This window comes from Actinomadura sp. NBRC 104425, from assembly GCF_030269545.1.
Taxonomy (GTDB): Bacteria; Actinomycetota; Actinomycetes; order Streptosporangiales; family Streptosporangiaceae; genus Spirillospora; species Spirillospora keratinilytica.
This window is the reverse complement of record NZ_BSTN01000015.1, coordinates 51,775-77,569: the sequence shown is the minus strand read 5'-3', so window position 1 is coordinate 77,569 and position 25,795 is coordinate 51,775. Positions and strand designations below refer to the sequence as shown.

Sequence of the window (25,795 nt, the reverse complement as noted above, 5' to 3'; positions counted from 1 at the left end):
GGTGCTCGGTGTCGTGGGCCGTTGATAGCAAGGACCTATGACCACAGCAGAGACGGCGGAGACGCTCCGCGACGAGGCCGAACGGTGCCTGCGCGCCCTCGCCGGCGATGACGCCCGGCTGCGCGACGACCAGTGGACCGCCATCCGCGCCCTGGTGGCCGAGCGGCGGCGGGCCCTCGTCGTGCAGCGCACCGGCTGGGGCAAGTCCGCGGTCTACTTCGTGGCGACCCGGCTGCTGCGCGACCGCGGCGCCGGCCCCACGGTGATCGTGTCGCCCCTGCTGGCGCTGATGCGCAACCAGATCGACGCGGCCGCCGGGGCGGGCATCCGCGCCCGCACCGTCAACTCGGCCAACACCGCCGACTGGGACCAGATCTTCGCCGAGGTCGCCGCGGGCGCGGTCGACGTGCTGCTGGTCAGCCCCGAACGGCTCGGCAACCCCGACTTCCGCGACCTGGTCATGCCCCGCCTGGCCGCCGAGGCGGGCCTGGTCGTCGTGGACGAGGCGCACTGCGTCTCCGACTGGGGGCACGACTTCCGCCCCGACTACCGCCGCCTGCGCACCCTCCTCGCCGACCTGCCCGCCGGGATCCCCGTCCTGGCCACCACCGCCACCGCCAACGCCCGCGTCACCCAGGACATCGCCGAGCAGCTCATCGACCCGGCCGACGGCGAGGCGCTGGTGCTGCGCGGGCCGCTGGCGCGCGAGTCCCTGCGGCTGGCCGTGGTCCGGCTGCCGACCACCGAGCAGCGCGTCGCCTGGCTGGCCGAGCACCTCGACCGGCTGCCCGGCTCCGGCATCGTCTACACGCTGACCGTGGCCGCCGCGCAGGAGGTCGCCGGCTTCCTGCGCGACCGCGGTTACGAGGTCGCCGCCTACTCCGGGAAGACCGACCCCGACGACCGCCTGCGCGCCGAACGCGACCTGCTCGACAACAAGCTCAAAGCCATCGTGGCCACCAGCGCGCTCGGCATGGGGTTCGACAAACCCGATCTCGGCTTCATCGTGCACCTGGGCGCCCCCCAGTCCCCGGTGGCCTACTACCAGCAGATCGGGCGGGCCGGCCGGCGCGTCGACCGCGCCGAGGCGATCCTGCTGCCCGGCGCCGAGGACCGCGCCATCTGGGCCTACTTCGCCGGTCTGGCGTTCCCGCCCGAACCGGTGGTGCGCGCCACCCTCGACGCGCTCGCCGCGGCCGGGCGCCCGCTGTCGACCGGCGCCCTCGAACCCCGCGTCGACCTGGGCCGCAGCCGCCTGGAGATGATGCTCAAGGTCCTGGACGTGGACGGGGCCGTGCAGCGGGTCAAGGGCGGCTGGGTGGCCACGGGCCGTCCATGGACCTACGACAGCGCCCGCTACGAACGCGTCGCCGCCGAACGCGCCCGCGAGCAGCGCGCCATGCTGGAGTACATCGCCACCGACGGGTGCCGCGAGGAGTTCCTGCGCCGTCGGCTGGACGACCCCGCCGCCGCCCCCTGCGGCCGCTGCGACAACTGCACCGGCCGCCACTGGCCCACCGACGTCAGCGACGCCGGCGCCGCCCGCGCCCGCGACCGGCTGCGCCGCCCCGGCGTCGCCGTGCCGCCCCGCCGGATGTGGCCCACCGGCGTCAAGGACGACCTCGGCGTCTCCGGCCGCATCGCCGCCGGCGAGGTCGCCGAGGAGGGCCGCGCGCTGGGCCGGCTCACCGACATCGGCTGGGGCAACCGCCTGCGCGAGCTGCTGGCCGACGGCGCACCCGACACCGACGTCCCCGCCGAGGTGTTCGACGCCGTGGTCGAGGTGCTGGCCGCCTGGGACTGGCCGCAACGCCCCGCCGCCGTCGTCTCGATCGGATCCCGCACCCGCCCCCGCCTGATCCGCGACCTCGCCGAACAGATCGCCCGGACCGGCCGCCTGCCTTACCTGGGCGAGATCACGCCGGTGGGCGACCCGGTGCCTCGCCGCCACAACAGCGCCCAGCGGCTGCGCTCGGTGTGGCAAGCCCTCGCCCTGCCCGACGACACGGCCGCGGCCGTCCGGGGAACCGACGGCCCCATCCTCCTCGTCGACGACCGCATCGAAACCGGCTGGACCGTCACCGTGGCCGCCCGCCTCCTCCGAAACGCCGGCGCCCCCGGCGTCCTCCCCCTCACCCTGGCCGTCACGTCATGAACCCCGGCCGCAGAGTGCGCAGCGCCGCCCAGGACGGCCCCCGCCGGAGGGAGGGCCGCGGCGTCCGGTGGCATGCGGCGGCCGCACCGGGCCCGCCGTGCCGCTTATCGGCGGACGGAAATGCGCCGGTCCGTTCTCCGCAGGATGCCGGAGGGTGTTCTCGACGGCGAGCCGCGGAACGCCGCATCGCCGGAACCCTCGCGAACACCGGGCACCGTCGCGCCCGCATCGGCCCGCAGCGCCGAAGATCAGGGCCGCACCGACCGGAGGGCGGCGGCATTGCCGCAGGTCCGGGAGGTGGGACCGCTCGGGAACCGGAGCGGGGGATTTTCATGATCGTAAAACGTCCGAATGGAATCCGAGGACACTTCATGATCAGTTCGACGGGCAATAATGACATTTCCCGTTGAACTCCACCGGCGGCCATTTCCAGCGAACCGGGGTGGAAAGCTAGTAACGTCCGTGTCCGTGGCTGCCTCGACCCATGCGCACGCGACCGCCCAGCGGGCCCTTGACGAGTTGCTGGACTGCCCGCCCGCCCTGCTGGACACCACGTTCGATCAGCTCCGGACGCTGCTGGCGGTGTACGAGACCGGCTCGGCCCTGCGCGCCGCACGGGCCCTGGGCCGCGAGCAGTCCAGCGTCCAGAAACAGCTCAACACGCTCAACCGGAACTGCCAGGCGCTGTGCGGCGAGGTGCTGACCATCCGGCAGGGGCGCGGCAAGGACTTCCTGTTCACCGAGACGGGGGAGGCCGCGGTCCGGCTGGCCCGCAGCACCCTGACGCAGTGGCAGGAGTCCATCCAGCGCAGCCGGCGGCGCCTGGGCCGGATGCTGACCGTCGGCACCACCGAGTTCACCCTTCCGATCATCTCCCGGGCCTGGGACCGGGTCGCCGAGCAGTTCCGCCGCCAGGAGGTGGAGTTCAAGGTCGTCCACGTGCGCACCCGGGACCTGTGGAGCCGCCTGGAGTCGCGGCAGGTCGACCTCATGTGCGGCAGCATCGTCAGCAGGTCGGGGGACGACCGCCGCCTCGCCGACTACGAGGTGGTCGAGTTCGCCCGCGGCCGTCCCATGCTGTTGACCAACCTCACCGAGAGCGAACTGCCCGGCGACGCGGTCGGCACCACCGCACTGGCCGGGCTGCCGCTCGTGGTGCCCCCGGCCGGGCTGGTCGCCGACTATCTGAGCAGCTGGTACGGGCCCGGCTTCCGCGACCGGCTCGACGTGGTGGCCGACATCGACGACGTCCACTACGGGCTGTCGCTGCTGCGCTCCGGCTTCGTCCGCGGCTGCATGATCGTCACGCCGTCCATCGGCCGCCGGATGGCCTCCGACAGCGATGCCGGCGGCGTCCCGCTGCGCTCCCTCGACCTGCGCGACGACCGGGAGCCCCGGGTGGAGATCATGACGGGCGCGTTCGTCCACCGGGCCGATCTCATGCGGTACGCGAACGAACACCCGCTCAACCGCCTTTGGACGGCCGTCCAAGAGGACGGCCGCACCCACCGCACCCCCTGACGCCCCGCCGAACCACGGCGCCGCCGCCCCAGCGCACCCGGCCGCTCCCCCCGAGCCTCATGATCATCCGGCCGTCCGCGCCGCCCGGCCGCTCGTGCGGGTGCCGCGCCCGACTGCCTGGCTGTTCGTGGCCGCCGGGTTGTCCGTGGCGGTGTTGCCGGCACGCTCGGCTGCTCTCCCCGGGCCTGTTGACCGTCCGATCGTCCATGGCCGCACGGTCGTTCGCGGTGCTGTCGTGCCGGCGCGCGGTTGGTCCCGGTGGGTCGTTTGTCGCCCGGTTGCTCGCAGCTGTCGGAATGTCGGTTGTGCCGCCTGGTCGCTCTTGGTGATCGCCGCACCGGCAGCCGGGTGGTGTGGCGGGACGGTGTTGGGGTGGGGAGCGGGCCTGGGCGGTTTCGGCGGCCGCCTTGTGGCTCCGCCGGCGTCGGGGGCGGCCCCCGGCCGGAGTGGCCCGGAGTGGCGCAGTGACGGGCTGTCGGCTCGGCCGGGGGCCGCACGCCCAACGGCGGGTTACTTGATCTGGTTGTCCACCACGTCGAGCGTCGGGCGGGCGCCCAGGTGCTGGAGGGCCTGGGCGGCCAGGCGGCAGCCGGCGGACAGGGCCTCGGCCGGGGGCTTGCCGTCCAGCCAGGCGGGGAGGAAGCCGGCGATGAACGCGTCGCCCGCACCGGTGCCGTCGACGATCTTGTCGATGGGTTCGGCGGCGACGGTGACCGGTTCGGGGCGGCCGTTGGTGTACCACAGGGCGCCCTCGGCGCCCAGCTTGATCACGACCTGGGGGTACCAGGCGGTGAGCACCTTGGCGGCCGCGGCGGGCTTGTCCCGGCCGGTCAGCACCTCGGCCTCGCGTTCGTCCACCACGAGCAGGCGGGCACCCTGCGTCCACTCCAGGAACGGCTCGGCGCCCATGCGCTTGAGCGGGGAGGACGAGCCGGCGTCCACCGAGATCGACATCTGCGCCTGGGCGGCCAGTTCGAGGGCGCGTGTGGCGGCCTTGCGGGAGCCCTCGTTGATCAGGGAGTAGCCGGACAGGTGCAGGTGGGCGCCCTGGGTGAACAGGTCCCGGCACCGTTCGACGTCCTCGGGCAGCAGCGCCGCGTTGGCGCCCGGGTCCGACAGCATGGTGCGGTCGCCCTTGTGGGTGACGAGCACCACGCAGGTGCCGGTGGGACGCTCGGAGTCCATGACCAGGCGGGCGTCGACGCCGTACCCCATCAGCTCCATGTCCCGGTTCCGGCCCGCGATGTCGGAGCCGCGACGGCCCACGAACGCCACCTCGACGCCCTCAAGGGCCAGCCAGGAGGCGACGTTGGCGCCCGAGCCGCCTCCGTGCGTCGTCACCGCGGCGGGCGTGTCGCTGCCCTTGGCCAAGGGGTAGGCGGCACGTGCCACGGTGTCTGTCATCAGATCGCCGACCACGACCACGCGCGTCATGGAGTCATCACCTCGATCAACACGGCCCGCGCGAGCGGCATACAGGGCGTGTGCTCGACCGTAACAGTTCTTGACCCCCGATTAGGTCTCGAACGCGCAGCGAAACCGGGAACACCGCGTTTTCACCGGCCGCCGCCGCCCCGACAACCGTGCCTTACCCTCTGGTACGTGACCGAACGGCATGCCGGGGGTTATCCGGACCACTGGGAGGCGGACGTCGTCCTGACCGACGGCGGAACCGCGCACCTGCGTCCGATCCGGCCCGAGGACGGCCCGCTGCTGCGCGCGTTCTACGCCCGGCTGTCGCCCGAGTCGATCTACTACCGGTTCTTCTCGCCCCGGCCGACGCTGTCGGACCGCGAGGTCGCGCACTTCACCACCGTCGACCACGACCGCCGGGTCGCGCTGATCGCCACGATCGGCACCGAGATGGTGGCGGTGGTCCGCTACGACCGGTTGGCCGACGGCGACAAGCCGGGCACCACCGCGGAGGTGGCGTTCCTGGTCGAGGACGCCCACCAGGGGCGGGGCCTGGGCGCGGTGCTGCTGGAGCACATCGCGGCGGCCGCGCGGGAGCGGGGCGTGCGCCGGTTCGTGGCCAGCGTGCTGCCCGAGAACCGGCGGATGACCAGGGTGTTCCGCGAGGCCGGATACCGGGCCGAGCAGCGGTTCGAGGAGGGCGTGATCGAGCTGGTGCTCGATCTGGAGCCCACCGAGACGTCCGTGGAGGTCATGGCGGCGCGCGAGCACCGGGCCGAGTCGCGGTCGATCCAGCGGCTGCTGTTCCCCCGGTCGGTGGCGGTGATCGGCGCGAGCCGCACCGAGCACAGCGTCGGCCACACGGTGCTGCGCAACCTGCTGTACGGGGACTTCAGCGGCCCCGTCTACCCCGTGCACCCGACCGCGACGGCGGTGGCGGGGGTGCGGGCGTACGCGTCGGTGCTCGACATCCCCGACGAGGTGGACCTGGCGGTGGTGGCCGTGCGCGCCGACGCCGTGCACGAGGTCGTCCAGCAGTGCGCGGGCAAGGGCGTGCACGGCCTGGTGGTGGTGTCGTCCGGGTTCGGCGAGACGGGCCCGGAGGGCCGGAAACGCCAGGAGGAGCTGGTGCGCCTGGCCCGCGCCTACGGGATGCGCGTGGTCGGCCCCAACTGCCTGGGCATCGCCAACACCGACCCGGACGTGCGGCTGAACGCGACCCTGGCCCCCACCATGCCGGGGCGCGGCCCCGTGGGGTTCTTCTCGCAGTCGGGCGCCCTCGGCATCGCGATCCTGCAGCGGACGGCCGAACGCGGCCTCGGCCTGTCCACGTTCGTGTCGGCGGGCAACCGGGCGGACGTGTCCGGCAACGACCTCATGCAGTACTGGGAGGAGGACCCGGCCACCAAGGCCGTCCTGCTGTACCTGGAGTCGCTGGGCAACCCGCGCAAGTTCGCCCGGCTGGCGCGCCGGCTCGGCCGCCGCAAGCCCATCGTGGCGGTCAAGAGCGGACGCAGCACGCAGGGGGTGCCGCTGGGCCACGCGGCGCAGGCGCTCAGCCTGCCCGACCACGCGGTCAGCGCGCTGTTCGCGCAGGCCGGGGTGATCCGGGTCGAGGACCTGTCGGAGCTGTTCGACGTGGCGCAGCTGCTGGCCTACCAGCCGCTGCCCCGCGGGAACCGCATCGCGATCATCGACAACTCCGACTCGCTGCGGCTGCTGGCCCAGGACGCGGCCATGGCCCTCGGCCTGGAGGTGCGTCCCCCCGTCGACCTGGGGCCGCGGGCGGGCGCCGCCCAGTACGAGGCGGCGCTGGCCGGCGCGCTCGACGACGACGAGGTCGACGCGGTGGTGGCGCTGTTCACCCCGCCCACCATCGGCGGCTACGACGTGCACGTGCCCGAACGCATCCTCAAGCTGGCGGCCGACAGCCCCAAGCCGATCGTCGCCACGTACCTGGGCATGAAGGGCATGCCCGAGGAGCTGCGCGTCGCCGGGCCCGACGGGACGGCGGCCGCGGGTTCCATCCCGTCCTACCCGGCGCCGGAGGACGCGGTGCGCGCCCTGGCCTACGTGGTCCGGTACGCACAGTGGCGGCGGCGGCCGCCCGGGCGCGTCCCCGACCTGCCCGACGTCGACCGCAAGGGCGCACGCAGGCTCGTGGAGGAGTGGCTGGACTCCGGCGACGCCCCGGAGGAGTCCTCCCCCGAGCGGGCCGCCGAACTGCTGCGCTGCTACGGCGTCACGGTGGGGGAGCCGGTCGCGTCGGAAGATCGCGGCGGCGTGCGGACGTGCATCTCCACCAGGGAGGACCCCTCGTTCGGCGCGATCGTATCGTTCGGCCTGGCCGACGAGACCGCCGCGCTGCTGGACGACCGGGCCTACCGCCTGGCGCCCCTGTCGGACGTGGACGCCGCCGAGATGGTGCGGGCGATCCGCACCGCTCCGCTGCTGCTGGGCCACCGCGGCGCCGACCCGGTGGACGTGGGGGCGCTGGAGGAGCTGCTTTTGCGCGTGGCGCGCCTGGCCGACGACCTTCCCGAGGTGGCGCGCCTGGAACTCGACCCGGTCCTCGTGGACGCCTCCGGGGTGTCGGTGCGGCGAGCGTCGCTGCGCCTGCAGCGCCCCGTGGGCCCGCGCCCCGAACTGGGGCCGCGCCGCCTCCGCTAGGCGCCCCCTCGGGGGGACCGGGGTGCGGCCGGGGGCGGCTTACTCCGGGTAGGGCGGCGGGCCGGGTTCGGGCGGGACCGGCTCAGGTTCCGGTATGGGCGGGATCGGTTCAGGTTCGGGTTCCGGGACGGGCTGCGGCGGCCGGGGCGGCTCCGGCGGTTTGGGCGGCGGTTCCGGGGGCGGTACGGGCGGCTGGGGCGGCGGCACCGGCGGCGGGCCCGGCACCGGGTCGGTCATGCTCATGCCCCACCCCTACCCCGGCCGCACCCGATGACCCCGGCGACGGCTCCGGTCCTGGCGGGCGCCGTCCCGCCGGGAGATCGGCCGGCGGCGGGGGCCGGGGCGCGACGGCCCGGCGCGCGGGGCGTGCGGCGGGAGGGGACCGTGGCAACCGGTGTTCACCCGCGCGGCGTGCGAGGTTCGGCCCGACAGGGCAGGATGGGGGCATGAGGGACACCCGAGCGACGGCGCATGGGCTGCGCGCGGCCATCGAGCGCAGCGGCTACTACCCCGCACTTGTGGCGGACGCGGTCGAGTCGGCCATCGGCGCTGAGCAGGTGGACGCCTTCGTGGTGCACCACGAGGCGACCTTCGATCCCGCCATGGAGATGCGGCGGCACGTGACCGTGCTGGTGCTGTCGCCGACCCGCCTGCTGGTCTGCCACACCGACGAGCACCCGCCCGGCGAGGGGAATCCGCGGCCGCACGCCTCCACCACCACCGAGGCCGTCCGGCTCGACCGGGTCCAGTCCGTCGCGGTGACGCGCGTGGTGCCCGACCCGGCCTCCTACGTGCCCGGCGTGCCGCCGTCGGAGGTCGTGCTGACGATCGGCTGGGGCGCGATCTCGCACATCGACCTGGAACCGGCGACCTGCGGCGACGAGAACTGCGAGGCCGACCACGGCTACACCGGCAGCGTCACCGCCGACGACCTGTCGCTGCGGGTCAGCGAGGCCGCCGACGGCGCCGACGCGGTGACGCAGGTGCTGGCCTTCGCCGAGGCGCTGTCGGAGGCCACCGCCCGATGACCGCGACCCGGATGCGCGGGAGCGCGCGGTGACGGCCGGGCGGCCGACGGCGCCGCGCTACGGCGCGGGGACGCTGGCCGACCTGACCGCGTCCGTGCTGGCCGCGCTGGGCGTCCCCGGCGCCGCCAACGTGCTGGACCTCCCGGAGCGGCCGCGCGTCTGCGTCCTGCTGATCGACGGCCTCGGCTGGGAGCTGCTGCGCACGCACGAGGCGGACGCGCCGTACCTGGCGTCGCTGGCCGTCGGGGGACGCGTCCTGAGCGCAGGGTTCCCCGCCACCACCGCCACCAGTCTGGCGTCGCTGGGCACCGGGCTGCCGCCGGGGGAGCACGGGCTGATCGGCCTCCAGTTCGCCGTTCCGGGCGTGGACGGGCTGCTGCGGTGCCTCAGGTGGCGCGCCGAGGACGCCGACCCGGCCGTCGTGCAGCCCCGCCCGACCGTCTACGAGAGGGCCGCGGCGGCGGGCGTGTCCGCGGGCTACGTCGCGTCCGGCGCCTACCGCGGCAGCGGGCTGAGCCTGGCCACGGCCCGGGGCGCCGACTACGTGCCCGGCGACACGCTCGGCCAGCTCGTCGCCGAGGCGGGGCGGGTCCTCGCCGGGGCCGACCGGGCGTACGTGACCGTCTACCACTCCGACCTGGACTCCACCGGCCACCGCTTCGGCGCGGGCTCCCCGCACTGGCGGCAGCAGCTGCGCTTCACCGACCTGCTCGCCGAACGCCTGGCCGCCGTGCTGCCGCCCGGCACGTCCATGTACATCACCGCCGACCACGGCATGGTCAACCCGACCGAGCGCGTCGACGCCGACCGGGTGCCGGCCCTGCGAGAAGGGGTGGCCGAGCTGGGCGGCGAGCCGCGCGCGCGGCACGTGTACGCGCTGCCGGGCGCCGCCGGCGACGTGCTGGCGGCCTGGCGGGAGACACTGGCCGGCAGGGCGTGGGTGGTCACCCGCGAGGAGGCGGTGGAAGCGGGCTGGTTCGGGCCGGTGGCCCCGCAGGTGCTGCCGCGCGTCGGCGACGTCGTCGCGGTCCCGAACGGCGAACTGGCGATCGTCGCGGGCGAGACCGAGCCGCTGATGTCGAGCCTGGTCGGCATGCACGGCTCGCTGACGCCCGCCGAGCAGCTCGTGCCGCTGCTGGCCGTTCACCGGGAATGAGGAACGTGGACACCCCACTGTCAAATCACGGCGACCGCGGTCAGACTGACGATGTGCAGCCTCTCATCGACGTCGCCGACCTGGCCCGGCTCCTGCGCCACGACCCACCGACCCTGCTCGACGTCCGCTGGCGCCTGGGCGGCCCGCCCGGCCGCGCCGCCTACGACGCCGGCCACCTGCCCGGCGCGGTCTTCGTCGACCTGGACCGCGACCTGGCCGCGCCGCCGGGGCCGCAGGGCCGCCACCCGCTGCCGTCACCGGACGCCTTCGAGGAGGCGATGCGGCGCGCCGGGGTGTCCGCGAGCCGCGCCGTCGTGGTCTACGACGACGCCGACTCCACCGTCGCGGCACGGGCGTGGTGGACGCTGCGCTACTTCGGCCACACCCGCGTGCGCGTCCTCGACGGCGGCTACCACGCCTGGGTGAACGCGGGCCGGCCGGTGACCACCGAGGCGCCCGACGTCGCCCCCGGCGACTTCACCGCCCGGCCCGGCGGGATGCCCATGCTGGACGCCGCCGGCGCCGCCGAACTGGCCAAGGCAGGGGTGCTGCTCGACGCCCGCTCCGCCGAGCGCTACCGGGGCGAGAACGAGCCGATCGACCCCGTCGCCGGGCATATCCCCGGCGCGGTCAGCGCCCCCACCGTGGGCAACGTGGGGGTGGACGGACGGTTCCTGCCGCCCGGCGTGCTGCGCGACCGCTTCGGCGAACTCGGCGCGACCGACGCCGTGGACGTCGGCGTCTACTGCGGCTCCGGGGTGACCGCCGCCCACGAGGTTCTCGCGCTGCACCTGGCGGGCGTCCCCGCCGCCCTGTACGTCGGCTCCTGGTCCAACTGGACCGCCGACCCCGGCAACCCGGTGGCGACCGGCGACAGCTGAGCCGGCACGGCGGTCAGCCCGCGCCGAAGCACTGGAACCCCGCGGTGCCGGGCGTGCGGGGCACCGCCGCGAGCGCGGAGGCGGGCGGCCGGCCCCGGTGCAGCCGCCCATGGAAGTCGATCATGGCGTCGCGGGCGGCGCGGTCCCCCACGGGGGCGACACTGGCGATCACGGTGGCGGTGCCCGCGCCCAGCAGCACCCCGGCCAGGCCGGTCACCGCGTCCCCGGCGTCCGACCGGCCCGTGTCGCACCCCGACAGGACGATCGTGGCCGGGGGACGGTCCAGCTCCTGCAGGTCGTAGCCCATCAGGGGGCCGTCGGACAGCTCCAGGTGCGACAGCAGGGCGTTGCCCCGCCGGAAGTACCCGTGCGCGGCCAGGTGCGTCAGGTCGGCCCCGTCCAGCGCCCGGCGGACGTCGTCCACGCGTGCCGCCGACCCCGTCATGACGGTCGCGCCGGGGTAGAGCCTGGCCAGCGCCAGCACCTCCGCCGCGGCGTGCTCCAGCCTGGGGCCCGCCACCAGTACGACACGACGCGCACGGGCCCCCGACGACCCGTGCGCGCGCAGCCAGGCGGCGGCGGACGGCACCACCGTGAACGGCCGCTCCGCGAGCATCGGCAGCACCGCCCAGGGGAGCCCGTGCAGTACCGCCGTGGGCGCGATGACCAGCTCGCGTTGCCCCAGGGCGTGTTCCAGCGGTTCCAGCACCGCGGACTGGATGCGCCGCGCCGCCTGCGCCAGCCCCGCCTCGGCCGGTTCGTCCCAGCCGTCCGCCATCACCAGGCGCCGCAGGGCGAACCGCACCATGTGCACGTCGCGCTCGACGCTTTCGTAGGGGCCGAGCCGCCGGCGGCGGCTGCGCCCCCCGGTGACGGTCACGGCGTGCAGCTCGTCGTCGATCCGCACCAGCTCCAGCAGCGCGCGGTCGCCGAGGGCGTCGGGGAGCCGAGCCAACGCCCGCGGCACCTCCGCCGGATCCCAGCACGGCGTCCGCGCCGACCGGCCCTCGGCGCGGGCCATGCACTGCACGGCCCGCTCCAACCGGGAGAGCCGTTCGGCCGACGCGGCGAGCTCGTCCGCGGTGAGGGAGCCGTCCGCCGTGGCGGCGGCGTGGGCGGCGCTCGCGGCGCGCAGCTCCGCCAACGCGGCGGCGCGGGCCGGGTCGCGCGGCGGACGCACCGCGACGGGACGCCGGGCCACCGCGCGGCGCCGCTCCTCGGCCAGCAGCAGCTCGCGCGCCGAACCCGCCAGGCGCAGCCCGAACGCGGCCAGCTCGTCACCGAGCCCGGCGACGTGCGCGCGCAGATCCAGGGCGCTCATGGTCTCGGCGTACTCGGCCACCACCCGCAGCCCCGCCCACACGGCCGCGGCCGTGCCGCGGCGGTCCCCGCGCGCCCAGCGGTCCAGCGCGGTGGCGTGCCAGGCCGCCACGCGCAGCGCCGCCGGGCCCCGCGTGCGGGCGCACTCGATCCTCGCGGGCAGGGGGCGCGGCGGACGCCCCAGCTCCATGCGCAGCCGCGCCGAGATGATCCACGCCTCGGCGGCGGCCTCGTCCCAGCCTCCCCGCGCGAGGCGGTCGGCGGCGGCGTCCGCGGTGCGCAGGAACACCGCGGACCGGTCGCCGCCGGCCCAGCGCGCCCGCACCAGCAGGTGCTCGGCGGGCAGCGCCCACCCGGGGCGCTCCTGCGCGGCGAACGCGGCGCGGGCCCGTTCGGCGGTGGCGGCGGCCCGCTCCGGCTCCCCGTCGGCCAGCTCGGCGTGTGCAAGCAGCAGCAGGCCGTCCGCGGCGTCGCAGGCGTACCCGCGCCGCGCCACGTCGGCCAGGGTCCTGTCCAGCAGCGGGCGGGCCTCACCGGGCAACCCCGCGGCGATCAGCGTCTCGGCCCGGTCGAGCCGCGCCTGCGCCAGGCGCTCGCCCGTCAGGTCGGCCTCGGCGGCCCCGTACAGGTGCAAGGCCTGCGGCACGTCGCCGCGGCGTGACATGACGAACGCCAGGTTGACCCGTGCCGTGGCCGCCTGGTGCCGCAGCCCCGTCTGCGACGCGACGTCCACCGCCTCGGACAGCACGGCCTGCGCGGCCTCCAACTCGCCCCTGAGCGCACGGGCCAGCCCCAGGTTCGTCAGCAGCCCGGCCAGCGCGGCGGGGTCCCTGCCCGACCGCAGCAGGGGGATGGCGCCGAGCGCCTCTTCGAGCCGCCCCGCCCTGGCCAGCGCGCAGGCCCGGTTGGCGGTGAGGCGTTCGGCGTCGGTGCCCTCCAGCAGCGGCGCGGCGCGTTCGGCGGCGTCCAGGGCGCCCGCCAGGTCCCCGCGCGCGGCCAAAAGGCCCACCAGCGTCATCCGCACCTGCGCCTCCTGGTAGGGCAGGCCCACCGCCGTGTGCAGCGCGGTGGTGAGCAGCTCGATGCCCTCGCCCAGCCGCCCCAGCTCCTTGGCGGCGACCGCGGCGGCCCGTAACGCCGTGACACGGGCCGCCGCGTCGTCGTGCGTCTGCACGGCCGCCAGCGCCGTCACGTAGGCGCGCGCGGGCTCCGACGCCGCCAGCTTCAGCAGGTCGTTCACAGGAGCACCCAGCTGGTGACGATGCACACGCCGTCGGGCAGGCGGAACAGCAGGCTGACCGGGCCCCCGGGCACGCCGTCCACCACGAACTGCCCCGCCATGTCGGTACCGGAGCGCAGCTGCCCGTGTGCGTGCCGCAGCACCACGGCGGCGGTGGCCGGGGGGAGGAGGCGGCCGACGAGGCGGCGCCCCTCCGGCTCCTCCACCACCTCGATCTCCACGCCCACGTCGTGGCCGGTGAAGCTGAGCAGCCGCGGGCCGCCGCCCTGGCGCAGACCAGGCGGCCCGACCGCCGCGTCGCCGGCGAGCTCCACGAGGAGCGCGCCGGGGTCGCGCCACCGGAACGCGGCCTGCGCCCCCTGTAGAACGTGCGGAGGGGGCGGGTCGATGGCGTCGAAGGCGGCCCGTATCTCCGCCAGGATCTCCTGCTCGTTCATGACGTCAGAAGTCGTCTCCGAGGCGTTGGCGCAGCGCGGACAGGCACCGCGCACGGGTGGGGCCGATGCTGCCGACCGGCATCCCCAGGGCCGCCGCCGCGTCGGCGTAACTGGGGGACGCGGCGAACAGCCGAAGGAGTCGCCGGCACCGCTCGGGCAGCTCCTCCAGCGCACCCGCGACGCGGCGGAGGCGCTCCCTGGCGGTCCACACGCCCTCCGGTGTGCGCTCCGCCGCCGCAGGCCGCACGGCCCCGTCGGGCGGCCACTGCACCGACCGGAGGCGGGCGCGTTCGGCCTCGCGAGCCGTGGTGACGGCGAGCCACGCCCCCACCCGCCGCGGATCGCGCAGTGCGTCGAGACGTTCGACCAGGCGCAGCCACGCGGTCTGCACCACGTCCGCCGCGTCGCTCTGCGACAGCCCGTGGGAGCGGGCGATGGCCCACAGCATGCCGGTGTAGCGCCGGGTCAGCGCCGCCCAGGCGTCGCCGTCGCCGCCGCGGGCCCGCCCCACCAGCTCCTCGGGCGGCGCCGCCTCCGCCCGGGGCGGCCCGCACGTCCGCTCAGACGCCCGCGGGCTCACGCTGGACCTCGTCGCGTGCCGACGGCCCGACCACCACGCCGAGGTCGGGCAGCGTGTGCGCACGGGCCGGATCCAGCACCCGCCGCGCCGCCTCGGCCGCCGGCACGTCCTCCTGGGCGGCCAGCCCGGCGATCATCCCCGCGACCGCCGGCGCGGCGAACGAGGTGCCGCTCCAGCGCGCGTAGCCGTCGAACTCCCCGAACCGCACGAAGCAGCTGGCGATGTCCACGCCGGGCGCGCACGCGTCCACCCACCAGCCGTAGTTGGAGAACCACGCGCGGTCGGCGCGCCCCCGCCGGGTGTCCAGCGCGGCCACCGAGATCACCGACTTGGCGGCGGCGGGCCAGAACGGCCGCTCACCGCCGGTGTTGCCCGCGCACGCCACCACCACCGGACGGCGCGGCGCCGACCGCAGCTGCGCCAGCACCCGCGACAGCACGGGGGAGGGGCGGTCGTCGAAGGTGTGGCACCCCAGCGACAGGTTCACCACGTCGGCGCGGCCCCACGCGGCCAGCCGGGCGAGCGCGCGCACCACGTCCAGCTCGTCGCCGACGCCGTCGCCGCCCAGCACCCGCACCGCGCGGATGCGGGCCGACGGCGCGTACCGCAGCACCACCCCCGTGATGAACGTGCCGTGCCCCGCCTGCGCATCCAGCTCGCAGTCGAGGTCGGCGTCGAGCACCTCCGCCACCTCGTCGCGCTGCCCGGCGTACCAGTCGGCGCCGTCGTACCACGGGTGGGGGGACAGGCCCGTGTCCAGCACCGCGACCGTCATCTCCCGGGCGGCCGGACGCGGCCTGGGCGCGGGTACCGGGCCCGTGGGACGGGCCAGGTCGGCGGGGCCCGACCACCACAGGGGCTGGCCCTGCACCAGGTGGTTGGGGGCGACGGCCAGCTCCCGGTGGCGGCGGTCGCCGGCGAGCTGGAACGCCAGCTCGCACACGTCCACACGCGCGGCCGGACGCAGCCGCATCCTGTGCACGCCGTAGTCGTCCTCACCGGAGTCGTGCCAGCGGCGCACGAGATCCGCCACGGCGGGCGCGTCCTGGGGGGCGACCAGCAGCTCATCGCGCCGGATCAGGGCGGGGCGGCCGGGCACCGCCTCCACCACGACGGCGTCGTCATGCCGGGCGAGTAGACGCTCAAGACAGGAATCTTGGTCGAACATTTAACTGAGTGTGCCCCAAGGAGCACTCTGTGTCATTGAAAACGCGCGGAGTGGCGTTCACCGAACGGCGGTGTCTTACTGGAGGTGTGCTCGGACGCCGGCAGACCCGCGCCCCGGAACGCGCACCGACGCCGCGACAGCCGCCGCGACAGAGGCCGCGATGGGGGGCGCCTGCGCGGGTGACGCGCGCCCGGGCGGCGAGCCTGGCGGCGGGGGCGCTGACACTGGTCGTCTTCCCCGAGGCCGACCTGGGGTGGCTGGCGTGGGTGGTGCTCGTCCCCGGCATCCTGCTGATGAGCCGCGCACCGACCGTACGGGAGGCGGCACTGCGCGGCTGGTGGTTCGGCGCCGGCTTCCTGTTGGCGGCCCTCTACTGGACGCTCCCCAACATCGGCCCCGGGCTGCTGCTCGTCGCGGTGGTGTTCGGCGCGATGTGGGCGGGATGGGGCGCCGCCGTACGGCGTCTCGTACCCGAGCACCCCCTCCTGGCCATGGTCGTGGTGCCGAGTGTGTGGCTGGTCATCGAACTGGTGCGCTCCTGGCCGCGCCTGGGCGGCCCGTGGGCGCTGCTGGGGGCGTCCCAATGGCGGCACCCGACCATACTGGCCCTGGCCGCCGTGGGCGGCGTGTGGCTGGTGTCGTTCGCGCTCGTCGCCGCCAACACGGCCGTGGCCCTGGCCCTCCTGCTCCCACGGGCCCGACTGGCGGTGCTCGCCGCCGCCGCGGCGATCGGACTGGCGGGCCCGGCGGTGTTCGCGCTCCGGCCCGCGCCGCCCGCCGAACGCGCCGTCCGCGTCGCGCTGGTGCAGCCCGGCGTGATCCGCGGCCCCGGCCCCCGGCTGGCGGCGGGCGAGCGGATCACCGCCGGGCTGCCCCCCGCCGACCTGGTCGTGTGGGCGGAGAGCAGCGTCGGCCTCGACCTCGCCCGCCGCCCCGACGTCGCCGCCCTGGCGGCGCGCGGCCGGCTGCTGGTCAACGAGGACGCCCGCGACGCCGCCGGCCGCATCTCCAAGAGCGCGATCCTGCTCGGCCCGCACGGGCCCGAAGGGCGGTACGTCAAGACGCGGCTGGTGCCGTTCGGCGAGTACATCCCGCTGCGCCCGGCGTTCGGCTGGCTGACCCTCGTCAGCCGGGCCGCGGGCGAGGACCGCGTCCCCGGCACCGGCGCCGTGGCCCTGCGCGCGGGCGACGTGACGATCGGGCCGCTGATCTGCTTCGAGTCCGCCTTCCCCGACCTCGGCCGCGCCGTCGTCCGGCACGGCGCCCAGATCCTGGTCTACCAGTCGTCCACGTCCACCTTCCAGGACAGCTGGGCGCCGGAACAGCACGTCGCCCTCGCCGCCGTCCGCGCCGCCGAGACCGGACGGCCCGCCGTGCAGGCCGCGCTGACCGGGGTCTCGGCCGCCTACGACGCCCAGGGCAGGCGGCTGGGCCGGCTGGACACCGACCGGCGCGGCGCCGTCGTCGTCACCCTGCGCGTCCCGCCCGCCGCGAGCCGCACCCCCTACGACCGCTACGGCGACTACGTCGGGCATCTGGCCGTGCTGGTCACGGCCGCCGCCGTCGTGCTCGCCGCCGCGCGCCGCCGCCCCGCCCCCTGACCCGCCCCCGGACCTGTCGCGGCCTGTCGCCGGCCGCGACCCGGGACGGGCGCGCGCGGCCGCATTGCTTCGGCGAACAGGCGTCGTGCAGTGGTGTCTCCGGTGCCGATGATGCAGAATGATGGACGCGGAACGCGTCCTGGGACTTACGAGGCCGTAGGGGAAGACGAGCCTCGGTACAGATCCAGGAGGTCCGGTGACCGCACGTGGCGTTTTCTACGTCCACTCAGCGCCGCCTGCGCTCAGCCCGCACATCGAGTGGGCCGTCGCAGGTGTTCTTGGCGTGCCCGTTTCGCTGGAATGGGCCGACCAAGCCGCCGCCCCGGGGACGCTGCGCGCCGAACTCCATTGGGAGGGCAGGCCCGGCACCGCGGCGGGGATCACGTCCGCGCTGCGCAGCTGGAAGCTGCTGCGGTTCGAGGTCACCGAGGATCCCACGCCGGGGTGCGACGGCGTCCGCTACAGCTTCACCCCGTCCCTCGGGGTGTTCACGGGCGTGATCGGCGCCAACGGCGACATCATGATCCCCGAGGACCGGCTGCGCAGCGTCATGGCCAACGCCGCCGTCGGCAAGGCCAACCTCGAACACGAGCTGGAGCGCCTGCTCGGCACCCCCTGGGACAACGAGCTGGAGCCCTTCCGCCGCGCGGGCGACGGCGCTCCCGTCCGCTGGCTGCACGCGGCCGTGTGATCCGCACGCCCCGGGCATCGTCTGACCGCACGCGCGGCCCGCTCCACCCCCGGAGCGGCCGCGCGTAACGTTTTCCCGCCCGCCGTCCCCCGCCCGCCGGCGGAGTCCGGACATGCCGATGGCCCGGCACCGGGGCCGGGCCATCGCGGAGACGCTGGATCAGAGCGGGATGTTGCCGTGCGCGCCGCGCGCCGGGATCGCCTCGGCGATCGCGCGGGCCAGGGCGGCGCGGGTGGTCGTCGGCGTGATCACCTCGTCGACGACGCCGAGCTCGCGGGCCCGGTCGAGCCCCCCGGCGATGCGCTCGTGCTCGGCGGCCAGCTCGGCCTCCAGCGCCGGGCGCTCCTCCTCGGGCACCGCGGCCAGCTTGCGGCGGTGCAGGATGCGGACGGCGGCGACGGCGCCCATGACGCCGAACTCGGCGGTCGGCCAGGCGAACACGCGGGTCGCCCCCAGCGAGCGGGAGTTCATCGCGATGTAGGCGCCGCCGTAGGCCTTGCGGGTCACCAGGGTGACACGCGGCACCGTCGCCTCGGCGAAGGCGTGCAGGAGCTTGGCGCCGCGGCGGACCACGCCCCCGTGCTCCTGTCCGACGCCGGGCAGGTAGCCGGGCACGTCCACCAGCACCACCAGCGGCACCCCGAACGCGTCGCACATCCGAACGAACCGGGCGGCCTTCTCGGCGGACGTGGCGTCCAGGCAGCCGCCGAGCCGCAGCGGGTTGTTGGCGATCACGCCGACGGTGCGGCCGCCGAGCCGACCGAGCGTGGTCACGATGTTGGGCGCCCACTTGGGGTGCAGCTCGACCGCCGTGGCGGTGTCGTCGAGCACCCCCTTGACCAGCGGCTGCACGTTGTAGGCGCGCCGGGGGCTGTCGGGCAGCACGTCGGAGAAGTCGCGCTCCTCGACGTCGCCGCTGCGGACCCGGCCCTGGTGGCCGAGCAGCACGGCGAGCTTGCGGCCCTGCGCGATGGCCTCGGTGTCGTCCTTGGCGACCACGTGCACCACGCCGGACTTGCGCGAGTGCGGCTCGGGGCCGCCCAGCCCCGCCATGTCGATCTCCTCGCCGGTGACCGAGCGGACCACGTCCGGACCGGTCACGAAGATCTTGCCGCCCTCGGACAGGACCACGATGTCGGTCAGCGCCGGGCCGTAGGCGGCGCCCCCGGCGGCGGCGCCGAGCACCACCGAGATCTGCGGGACGACGCCGGACGCGCGGGTCATCGCGGCGAACACGGTGCCGACCGCGTGCAGCGACTCCACGCCCTCGGCCAGGCGGGCGCCGCCGGAGTGCCACAGCCCGACGATCGGCAGCCGCTCGCGGACGGCCAGGTCGTAGGCGGCCACGATGGCCTCGCACCCGGCGGTGCCCATGGCGCCGCCCTGGAAGCGCGGGTCGGACGCGAACGCCACCACGGGCAGGCCCTCGATCCGCCCCTGCCCGGCGAGCACGCCGCTGTCGTCGTCCGCGCCCGGGGCGCCGGCGAGCGGACGGAAGGTGCCCTCGTCGAAGAGCGCGGTGAGCCGTGTCCGCGGATGCCGCGGATCGGCCTCCTGCTGGGCTGCGGTGGCGGCCGGGTCCACGACCCGGTTGTCGAGCACAGTCACGTCCGTAAAGCTCCTTGTGTCGGCGGGCCAGGTTCGCGGGGCGGTCGTCAGACGGCGCGCTGGAAGGCGACCGACACGTTGTGGCCGCCGAAGCCGAACGAGTTGTTGAGCGCGGCGGCCGGGCCGTCCGGCAGCTTGCGCGGCTCGCCGCGCACGATGTCCAGGTCGGCCTCGTCGTCGAGGTCCTCCAGGTTGGCGACGGCCGGGACCACGCCCTCCCGCAGCGCCAGGATCGTGAAGATCGACTCCAGTGCGCCGGCGCCGCCCAGCAGGTGGCCGGTCATCGACTTGGTGGCGGTGATGCACAGCTTGCGCGCCGCCTCCTCGCCGAGCGCGGCCTTGATGGAGGTCAGCTCGGCGATGTCGCCGGCGGGGGTGGAGGTGGCGTGCGCGTTGACGTGGACGATGTCCTCGGGCTGCAGGCCGGCGTCGGCCAGCGCGCGGCGCATCGCCTTGGCCTGCCCGGCGCCGGACGGGTCGGGCAGCACGATGTCGTAGGCGTCGGCGGAGTAGCCGCAGCCGGCGGCGATCGCGTGCACCCGGGCGCCGCGGGCGCGGGCGTGCTCCTCCGACTCCAGGATCATCACGGCCGCGCCCTCGCCGAGCACGAAGCCGTCGCGGTTCTTGTCGTAGGGCCGGGAGGCGCGCTGCGGCTCGTCGTTGCGGGTGGACAGCGCCCGCATCACGCCGAACGAGGCCATCTGCAGCGGGTGGATGCACGCCTCGGTGCCGCCGCAGATCACCACGTCGGCCCGGCCGGCGCGGATCATGTCGATGGCGTAGCCGACCGCCTCGGCGCTGGACGCGCAGGCGCTGACCAAGGCGTGCGACCCGGCCGTGGCGCCGAACTCGATGCCGATGTGGCCGGAGGAGCCGTTGGGCATCAGCATCGGCACGGTGAACGGCGTGACCCGCTGCCAGCCCTTCTCCAGGAACGTGTCGTAGCTGTTGAGGGCGGTGTGCAGGCCGCCGATGCCGCTGGAGACCACCACGCCGAGCCGGTCGCCGTCGACCTGGAAGCCGCCTTCGACCCCGGTCTCGGCGGCCGCGTCCTTGCCGCCCTTGCGCTTGACGGGCGGCGCGAACCCGGCGTCCCGCCACGCCTCGCGCGCCGCGATCAGCGCGATGGCCTGGCAGCGGTCGAGGCGGCGCAGCTGCGCCTTGGGGATGGACTCGGACGGCTCCACGGCCAGCTGCGCGGCGAACCGGACGGGCAGCCGGTCCACGTTCTCCCAGTCCAGCATGCGCACCCCGGACTCGCCGGCGAGCAGCGCGGACCAGGTCGACGGCACGTCACCGCCGAGCGGTGTGGTCGCACCGAGCCCGGTCACCACGACTTTGGTCTGGGTAGTGCTCATTTGAGAGTGCTCCTAGCGAACTGGGGGAGGCGGGCGGCTCCACGGGGCGGCGGGCGGCGCCGGAGTCGGGAACGCGGCCGGCGGCGCGGCGGCACCCCCTCCGGTGCGCGCCGCGCCGCCCGCCGCCGGCGGCCTTACTGCTGCAGGTTCTGGACGTAGACGACGACGTCCTTGACCGTCTTGAGGTCCTTGAGCTGGTCGTCGGGGATCTCGACGCCGAACTTGTCCTGGGCGGCCACCGCGATCTCCACCATCGACAGCGAGTCGATGTCCAGGTCGTCGACGAAGTTCTTCTCGGGGGTCACCTCGGACTTGTCGATCCCCACGATCTCGTCGATGATCTCGGCGAGGCCGGCCAGGATCTCCTGCTCGGTGGCGACTGCCATGGTGTGTGCTCTCCTTTGTGGTCGGATCGTCGTCGGGTCGGGCCCCGCGTACGTCAGGGAATCCGGATGACTTGGGCGGCGTAGGACAGCCCGGCGCCGAACCCGACCAGCAGGGCCGGGGCGCCGGACGGCACGTCGCCGCGTTCGATCATGCGCGACAGCGCCATGGGGATGGACGCCGCCGACGTGTTGCCGGAGTGGACGATGTCGTCGGCCACCACGGCGTTGACCGCCTTGAGCCGCCGCGCGATCGCGTCAACGATACGCAGGTTGGCCTGGTGCGGCACCAGGGCCGCCAGCTCCTCGGGGGCGACCCCGGCGCGTTCGCAGGCGGCCAGCGCGACGGGCGCGACCGCGGTGGTGGCCCAGCGGAACACCGCCTGGCCCTCCTGCCGGATGAACGACTGCCGGTCCGCCACGACGATCTTGTCGGCCAGGTCGCCGGCGCTGCCCCACACCACCGGGCCCACGCCCGGCTCGTCGGCGGCGGTGACGACCGCCGCGCCCGCGCCGTCGGCGAAGATGATGCAGGTCGAACGGTCGTTCCAGTCGATCCAGTTGGACATCTTCTCGGCGCCGACCACCAGCGCGTTGCGGGCGGTGCCGGTGCGCACGGCCGAGGCGGCGGTCTCCAGCGCGTAGCAGAACCCGGCGCAGGCGGCGTTCAGGTCGAACGCGCCGGGGGCCTTGATGCCGAGCCGGTGCGCGACGCGGGCGGCCTGGTTGGGGATGGGCGTCTCGTAGGAGCAGGTCGCCACGATCACCAGGTCGATGTCCTCGGGGGACACGCCGCCGGCGGCCAGCGCCTTGCCGCCGGCCTGCACGGCCATGTCGCCGACGGTCTCGTCGGGCGCGGCGATGCGGCGTTCGCGGATGCCGACGCGGGTGCGGATCCACTCGTCGTTGGTGTCGACGATCCGGGCCAGGTCGTCGTTGGTGACGACCCGGGCGGGCTGGTAGTCGCCGAACGCCACGATGCGGGCGCCGGGCGCGCCCTCGGGCAGGCGCAGCGTGAAGCTCTCGGCGGCCGTCATGACGTGTGCGCCTTGATCAGATCGCGGGCCTTGTCGAGGTCCCCGGGGGTCTTCAGGGCGAGCAGCTCCACACCCTTGAGCTCGCGCCGGGCGATGCCGGTGAGCGTGCCGGCGGGCGGCAGCTCGATGATCGCGGTGACGCCCAGCTCGCGCATGGTCGCCATGCAGCGGTCCCAGCGGACGGGGGCGCTGACCTGCTCGACGAGGCGGCCGAGGTAGTCGCGGCCGTCGCGCACCACCGCGCCGTCCCGGTTGGACAGCAGCGCGACGGCGGGGTCGGCGACCGGCGCACCGGGCGCCAGGCGGCGCAGCGTGTCGACGGCCGGGGCCATGTGCTCGGTGTGGAACGCGCCCGCCACCGACAGCGGGCGCAGCCGCGCCCCGGCCGGCGGGTCGTCCTTGAGCGCGGCGAGCCGCTCCACCGTCCCGGCGGCCACGATCTGTCCGGCGCCGTTGACGTTGGCGGGGGTCAGGCCGTGCCGTTCGATGGCGGCGAGGACCTCGTCGGGGTCGCCGCCGAGCACGGCGGTCATGCCGGTCTCGGTGACGGCGGCGGCCTCGGCCATCGCGCGGCCGCGTTCGCGCACCAGCACCAGCGCGGCCTCCGGCGACAGCACCCCGGCGATCGCGGCGGCGGCCAGCTCGCCGACGCTGTGCCCGGCCACCGCGTCCGGCCGGTCGCCGCCCTGGTACAGCGTCTCGAACGCGGCCAGGGCCGCGGCGACCAGCAGCGGCTGGGCCACGGCGGTGTCGCGGATCTCCTCGGCGTCCGCGCCGGTCCCATAGCGGACCAGGTCGAGCCCGGTGACCGCGGACCACCATGCCAGGCGGTCGGCGACACCGGGTACCTCAAGCCACGGACTCAGAAATCCTGGGGTCTGGGCGCCCTGACCGGGCGAGGCGAGGAGAATCACACGCCCCAGCTTTCCCTCTGGCCTTCCGCGGTGCCGATGCCGATCGCGACCAACTTTCGCCGGGGCCCTTTGTACGACCCCTACAAGGCGGGAGAATCAGACGTCATGCCCGGGGAAAGGGCGGGCATCACATCGGGCAGGGCATCGAGCATCGCATCGGGCAGGGCATCGGGCATCGCATCGGGCAGGACGTCGGGCAGCGCATCGTGCAGGGCGTGGGCTAGGTCCGCGGGGGGCGTTGGCTGAAGCGGCCGAGGACGAGCGCGATCCGCAGCGTGAAGGCGTTGCGGCCGTCCGTCGGCGTCAGCCCGGTGAGTTCGGCGACGCGGCGCAGCCGGTAGCGCACGGTGTTGGGGTGGACGAACAGCAGCCGCGCCGTGGCCTCCAGCGACGAGCCCTGCTCCAAGTAGGTGGTGAGGGTGTCCAGCAAGGGGGCGCCCGCCGCGCACATCGGGTTGTAGACCTGCTCGACGAGGTACCGGCGGGCCTCCTCGTCGCCGTCGAGGGCGCGTTCGGGCAGCAGCTCGGCGGCCAGGACGGGGCGCGGCGCGTCCGGCCACCCGGCGGCGGCGCGCAGCCCGGCGAGCGCGGCGCGCGCCGAGACGGTGGCGTCGTACAGGTCGCCGACCTGCGGGCCGACCACGACGGGGCCGGGGCCGCACTTGGCCGCGATGGGGCGGGACGCCTCCAGCGGGTCGGCGGCGCCGCCCACGATGACGATGACGCGGCGGCCCTGCACGCCGGCCAGCACGTCGACCCGGGCGCGGCGGGACGCCAGCTGCATCTGGTCGATGGTGACCTCGGGCTCCTCGTCCTCGGGGGTGTACCCGGCGATGACGGTGACGGGTTTGGACGTCCACCCGAGGGCGGCCGCCCAGGAGTGCATGCCGTCGTCCACCTCGCCGCGCAGCACCGCGTTCACCACCAGCGCCTCCAGGCGGGCGTCCCAGGCGGCGCGCGTCTCGGCGGCGCGCGCGTACACCTGGGCGGCGCCGAACGCCACGTCGCGGGTGTAGCGCAGGATCGCCTCGCGCAGCTGCGCCTCGCCGCCGGGCGCGGCCAGCTCGTCCAGCCGCGTCTCCACCACGTCGATGATGACGCGGATCATGTCGATGGTGTGCTGCAGCTTTATCGACCGCATCAGGTCGCGCGGGGCGGTGCCGAACACCTCGCCGGCGATGGCGGGGCGGGTGCGTTCGGCGCTTTTGAACCACTCCACGAACGCGGCGATGCCCGCCTGGGCGACCAGCCCGATCCAGGAGCGCTGCTCGGGGGGCATGCGCCGGAACCACGGAAGCTGTTGCTCCATCTTGGCCAGTGCGGCGGTCCCGAAGGACCCCATGGCCTTCTCCAAACGCAGCGTGGTCTGCTCTCTCAGGGCGGCCTCGTTGGTGCTGTCCACCTCCCCAAGGGTGCCACCACCTGGGAGGTGTCCATGCTCACCGGTCCCTCCGAGGGCGCCTGGACCGGCCGGTAACGGACGCGGGGGTCAGCCCCGGGTGACGTCCTGGGGACGTCCCAGAGCGATGTAGGTGAGGTTGCGCAGCGACGGCGAGCCCGGGGCGAGGTAGTCGCTGTGGCCGCTGCCGCCCGCGTCGAACACGCGGGCGCCGAACTCGGGCGACACGGGGTCGGGGCCCAGGCCGATGCCGAAGATGCGCACGTGCGGCACGTCCTGCATCCAGTCGGCGGAACCGCGTCCCGCCCACACGCGCGCGGTGCCGCCCAGGCGCTTCGCCGACCACGCCGTGGTGCCGGGGCTGCCGTACAGGGCGATGTCGGTGACGCTGCGCCAGGCGTCCCCGGCCGTGCCGGATCCGGCCAGGGCGGCGCGTCCGCACACCACCGAGCCGTAGCTGTGGCACAGCAGCGCCACATGGGCGTGACTGTTGACGCGGTGCAGCCGGCGGAGGAAACGGCGCAGCGACGCCGCGCCCTGCCCGGCCCGCTCGTCGGTCAGTACGTCGCTGCTGAACGTGCGCGGCGCCGCGTACCCCAGCCATGCCACGACCGCGATGCCGGGGTCGGAGGTCACCGTGTGCGCCTGCCGCCATATCGCGCGTGCCCCGCCCGCGGGGGTGGACCACGGCTTGCCGGCCCGGTCGTCGAAATACGACAGCGTCGTGTCGGCTCCCGGGACCAGGAGCACCACGCGTCGTGCGCGTGTCAGGTCGCCGATTACCTCGATGGCCCGTCCGTCGCCGCGCGCGTCGAAGTACAGGAACCGCCTGCCCGGCTGCAGGAACGCGCCCAGCGCCCTGGCGCGTTCGTCGTCGCCCACCTCGCGGGCGGTTGCGAGGGCCTGCTCGATGGCGCGGCGTTCGGTGGCGTAGCGGGCGTCCAGGGTGGACGGGGCGAGCACGGGGGCGGGGCCGGGGGCGGCGTAGGGGTCGGCGTGGCCGGTTCCGGCGTTGGTGAGCAGCAGGGCGCAGATCGTCACGGTGCAGGCGAGGGCCCGGCGCAGGCGCCGCCGGACACTGCGTCCGGACGCGGCCGGAGGATCGTCCGGCGGCGCGTCCGGGGACGCTTCGCAGGACCGTCCGGCAGGCGGGGACGGTCGCGTTTCCGCAGCTCGTGGCGGCATGGTACGTCTTTCTACCGGATGGGGGAGGGTGCTCCGCGCATCCGGGGGTC

At 75.2% G+C, this 25,795-nt stretch carries 20 protein-coding genes; 8 read left to right on the top strand and 12 right to left on the bottom strand.

What is annotated here, in order from left to right:
* Nucleotides 1-37: 37 nt before the first annotated feature.
* The gene (locus QSK22_RS22020) at nucleotides 38-2,155 is read left to right on the top strand and encodes a RecQ family ATP-dependent DNA helicase (protein ID WP_285496182.1); all 2,118 of its coding nucleotides are present in this window, start codon (nucleotides 38-40) and stop codon (nucleotides 2,153-2,155) included.
* A 468-nt stretch (nucleotides 2,156-2,623) separates the two neighbouring features.
* Nucleotides 2,624-3,676 (top strand): LysR family transcriptional regulator, encoded by a 1,053-nt coding sequence (locus tag QSK22_RS22015; protein ID WP_285496181.1) that lies wholly within the window; start codon nucleotides 2,624-2,626, stop codon nucleotides 3,674-3,676.
* Nucleotides 3,677-4,186: 510 nt separating this feature from the next.
* Here QSK22_RS22015 and QSK22_RS22010 read toward each other — a convergent pair.
* Entirely contained in the window at nucleotides 4,187-5,110 is a 924-nt protein-coding gene (locus QSK22_RS22010) for a carbohydrate kinase family protein (protein WP_285496180.1), read from the bottom strand.
* 168 nt (nucleotides 5,111-5,278) lie between these two features.
* On the opposite strand from QSK22_RS22010, the gene QSK22_RS22005 reads away from it, so the two are divergent.
* The 4 genes from QSK22_RS22005 to QSK22_RS21990 all read left to right on the top strand — a co-directional run bounded on the left by QSK22_RS22005 (nucleotide 5,279) and on the right by QSK22_RS21990 (nucleotide 10,824).
* Nucleotides 5,279-7,759: a bifunctional acetate--CoA ligase family protein/GNAT family N-acetyltransferase gene (locus tag QSK22_RS22005; protein WP_285496179.1), complete on the top strand. Its 2,481-nt coding sequence runs from the start codon at nucleotides 5,279-5,281 to the stop codon at nucleotides 7,757-7,759.
* A 446-nt stretch (nucleotides 7,760-8,205) separates the two neighbouring features.
* Nucleotides 8,206-8,787, top strand: a complete 582-nt coding sequence (locus QSK22_RS22000; protein WP_285496178.1) for a DUF5998 family protein — start codon at nucleotides 8,206-8,208, stop codon at nucleotides 8,785-8,787.
* A 28-nt stretch (nucleotides 8,788-8,815) separates the two neighbouring features.
* Nucleotides 8,816-9,943 (top strand): alkaline phosphatase family protein, encoded by a 1,128-nt coding sequence (locus tag QSK22_RS21995; RefSeq protein WP_285496177.1) that lies wholly within the window; start codon nucleotides 8,816-8,818, stop codon nucleotides 9,941-9,943.
* Nucleotides 9,944-9,996: 53 nt separating this feature from the next.
* Nucleotides 9,997-10,824 (top strand): sulfurtransferase, encoded by an 828-nt coding sequence (locus QSK22_RS21990; protein ID WP_285496176.1) that lies wholly within the window; start codon nucleotides 9,997-9,999, stop codon nucleotides 10,822-10,824.
* A gap of 13 nt (nucleotides 10,825-10,837) precedes the next feature.
* Here QSK22_RS21990 and QSK22_RS21985 read toward each other — a convergent pair whose 3' ends face one another.
* Genes QSK22_RS21985 through QSK22_RS21970 form a run of 4 tightly spaced genes read right to left on the bottom strand, consistent with a single transcriptional unit; the run spans nucleotide 10,838 to nucleotide 15,569 of the window.
* Entirely contained in the window at nucleotides 10,838-13,384 is a 2,547-nt protein-coding gene (locus QSK22_RS21985; RefSeq protein WP_285496175.1) for a CHAT domain-containing protein, read from the bottom strand.
* Nucleotides 13,381-13,821 (bottom strand): hypothetical protein, encoded by a 441-nt coding sequence (locus QSK22_RS21980; RefSeq protein ID WP_285496174.1) that lies wholly within the window; start codon nucleotides 13,819-13,821, stop codon nucleotides 13,381-13,383. Before QSK22_RS21980 ends, QSK22_RS21985 begins: the two co-directional genes overlap by 4 nt.
* A gap of 4 nt (nucleotides 13,822-13,825) precedes the next feature.
* On the bottom strand, nucleotides 13,826-14,401 hold the full coding sequence (locus QSK22_RS21975; RefSeq protein ID WP_285496173.1) for an RNA polymerase sigma factor: 576 nt from the start codon (nucleotides 14,399-14,401) through the stop codon (nucleotides 13,826-13,828).
* On the bottom strand, nucleotides 14,382-15,569 hold the full coding sequence (locus QSK22_RS21970; protein ID WP_285496172.1) for a S8 family peptidase: 1,188 nt from the start codon (nucleotides 15,567-15,569) through the stop codon (nucleotides 14,382-14,384). The genes QSK22_RS21975 and QSK22_RS21970 overlap by 20 nt, the downstream gene beginning before the upstream one ends.
* Nucleotides 15,570-15,748: 179 nt before the next feature.
* On the opposite strand from QSK22_RS21970, the gene lnt reads away from it, so the two are divergent.
* Together lnt and QSK22_RS21960 are read left to right on the top strand one after the other, a co-directional pair.
* Nucleotides 15,749-17,170 carry an apolipoprotein N-acyltransferase gene (gene lnt / locus QSK22_RS21965; protein ID WP_285496171.1) on the top strand — a complete coding sequence of 474 codons (1,422 nt, stop codon included), beginning with the start codon at nucleotides 15,749-15,751 and terminating at the stop codon, nucleotides 17,168-17,170.
* Between the two features lie 196 nt (nucleotides 17,171-17,366).
* On the top strand, nucleotides 17,367-17,861 hold the full coding sequence (locus QSK22_RS21960) for a DUF3145 domain-containing protein (protein WP_285496170.1): 495 nt from the start codon (nucleotides 17,367-17,369) through the stop codon (nucleotides 17,859-17,861).
* Nucleotides 17,862-18,020: 159 nt separating this feature from the next.
* On the opposite strand, the gene QSK22_RS21955 is transcribed toward QSK22_RS21960, so the two are convergent.
* The 7 genes from QSK22_RS21955 to QSK22_RS21925 form a co-directional block, all read right to left on the bottom strand.
* Entirely contained in the window at nucleotides 18,021-19,469 is a 1,449-nt protein-coding gene (locus QSK22_RS21955) for an acyl-CoA carboxylase subunit beta (protein WP_285496169.1), read from the bottom strand.
* A gap of 47 nt (nucleotides 19,470-19,516) precedes the next feature.
* Nucleotides 19,517-20,827 (bottom strand): beta-ketoacyl-[acyl-carrier-protein] synthase family protein, encoded by a 1,311-nt coding sequence (locus QSK22_RS21950; protein WP_285496168.1) that lies wholly within the window; start codon nucleotides 20,825-20,827, stop codon nucleotides 19,517-19,519.
* A 134-nt stretch (nucleotides 20,828-20,961) separates the two neighbouring features.
* Complete coding sequence (locus tag QSK22_RS21945; protein ID WP_285496167.1) at nucleotides 20,962-21,213, bottom strand: acyl carrier protein; 252 nt, start codon at nucleotides 21,211-21,213, stop codon at nucleotides 20,962-20,964.
* 53 nt (nucleotides 21,214-21,266) lie between these two features.
* Nucleotides 21,267-22,247, bottom strand: coding sequence for a beta-ketoacyl-ACP synthase III (locus QSK22_RS21940; protein WP_285496166.1), 981 nt, complete (start codon nucleotides 22,245-22,247; stop codon nucleotides 21,267-21,269).
* Nucleotides 22,244-23,161, bottom strand: a complete 918-nt coding sequence (locus tag QSK22_RS21935) for an ACP S-malonyltransferase (protein ID WP_285496165.1) — start codon at nucleotides 23,159-23,161, stop codon at nucleotides 22,244-22,246. Before QSK22_RS21935 ends, QSK22_RS21940 begins: the two co-directional genes overlap by 4 nt.
* Nucleotides 23,162-23,381: 220 nt before the next feature.
* Nucleotides 23,382-24,563 carry a PucR family transcriptional regulator gene (locus QSK22_RS21930; RefSeq protein ID WP_285496164.1) on the bottom strand — a complete coding sequence of 394 codons (1,182 nt, stop codon included), beginning with the start codon at nucleotides 24,561-24,563 and terminating at the stop codon, nucleotides 23,382-23,384.
* A gap of 87 nt (nucleotides 24,564-24,650) precedes the next feature.
* Complete coding sequence (locus QSK22_RS21925) at nucleotides 24,651-25,601, bottom strand: alpha/beta hydrolase (protein ID WP_285496163.1); 951 nt, start codon at nucleotides 25,599-25,601, stop codon at nucleotides 24,651-24,653.
* Nucleotides 25,602-25,795: the final 194 nt, after the last annotated feature.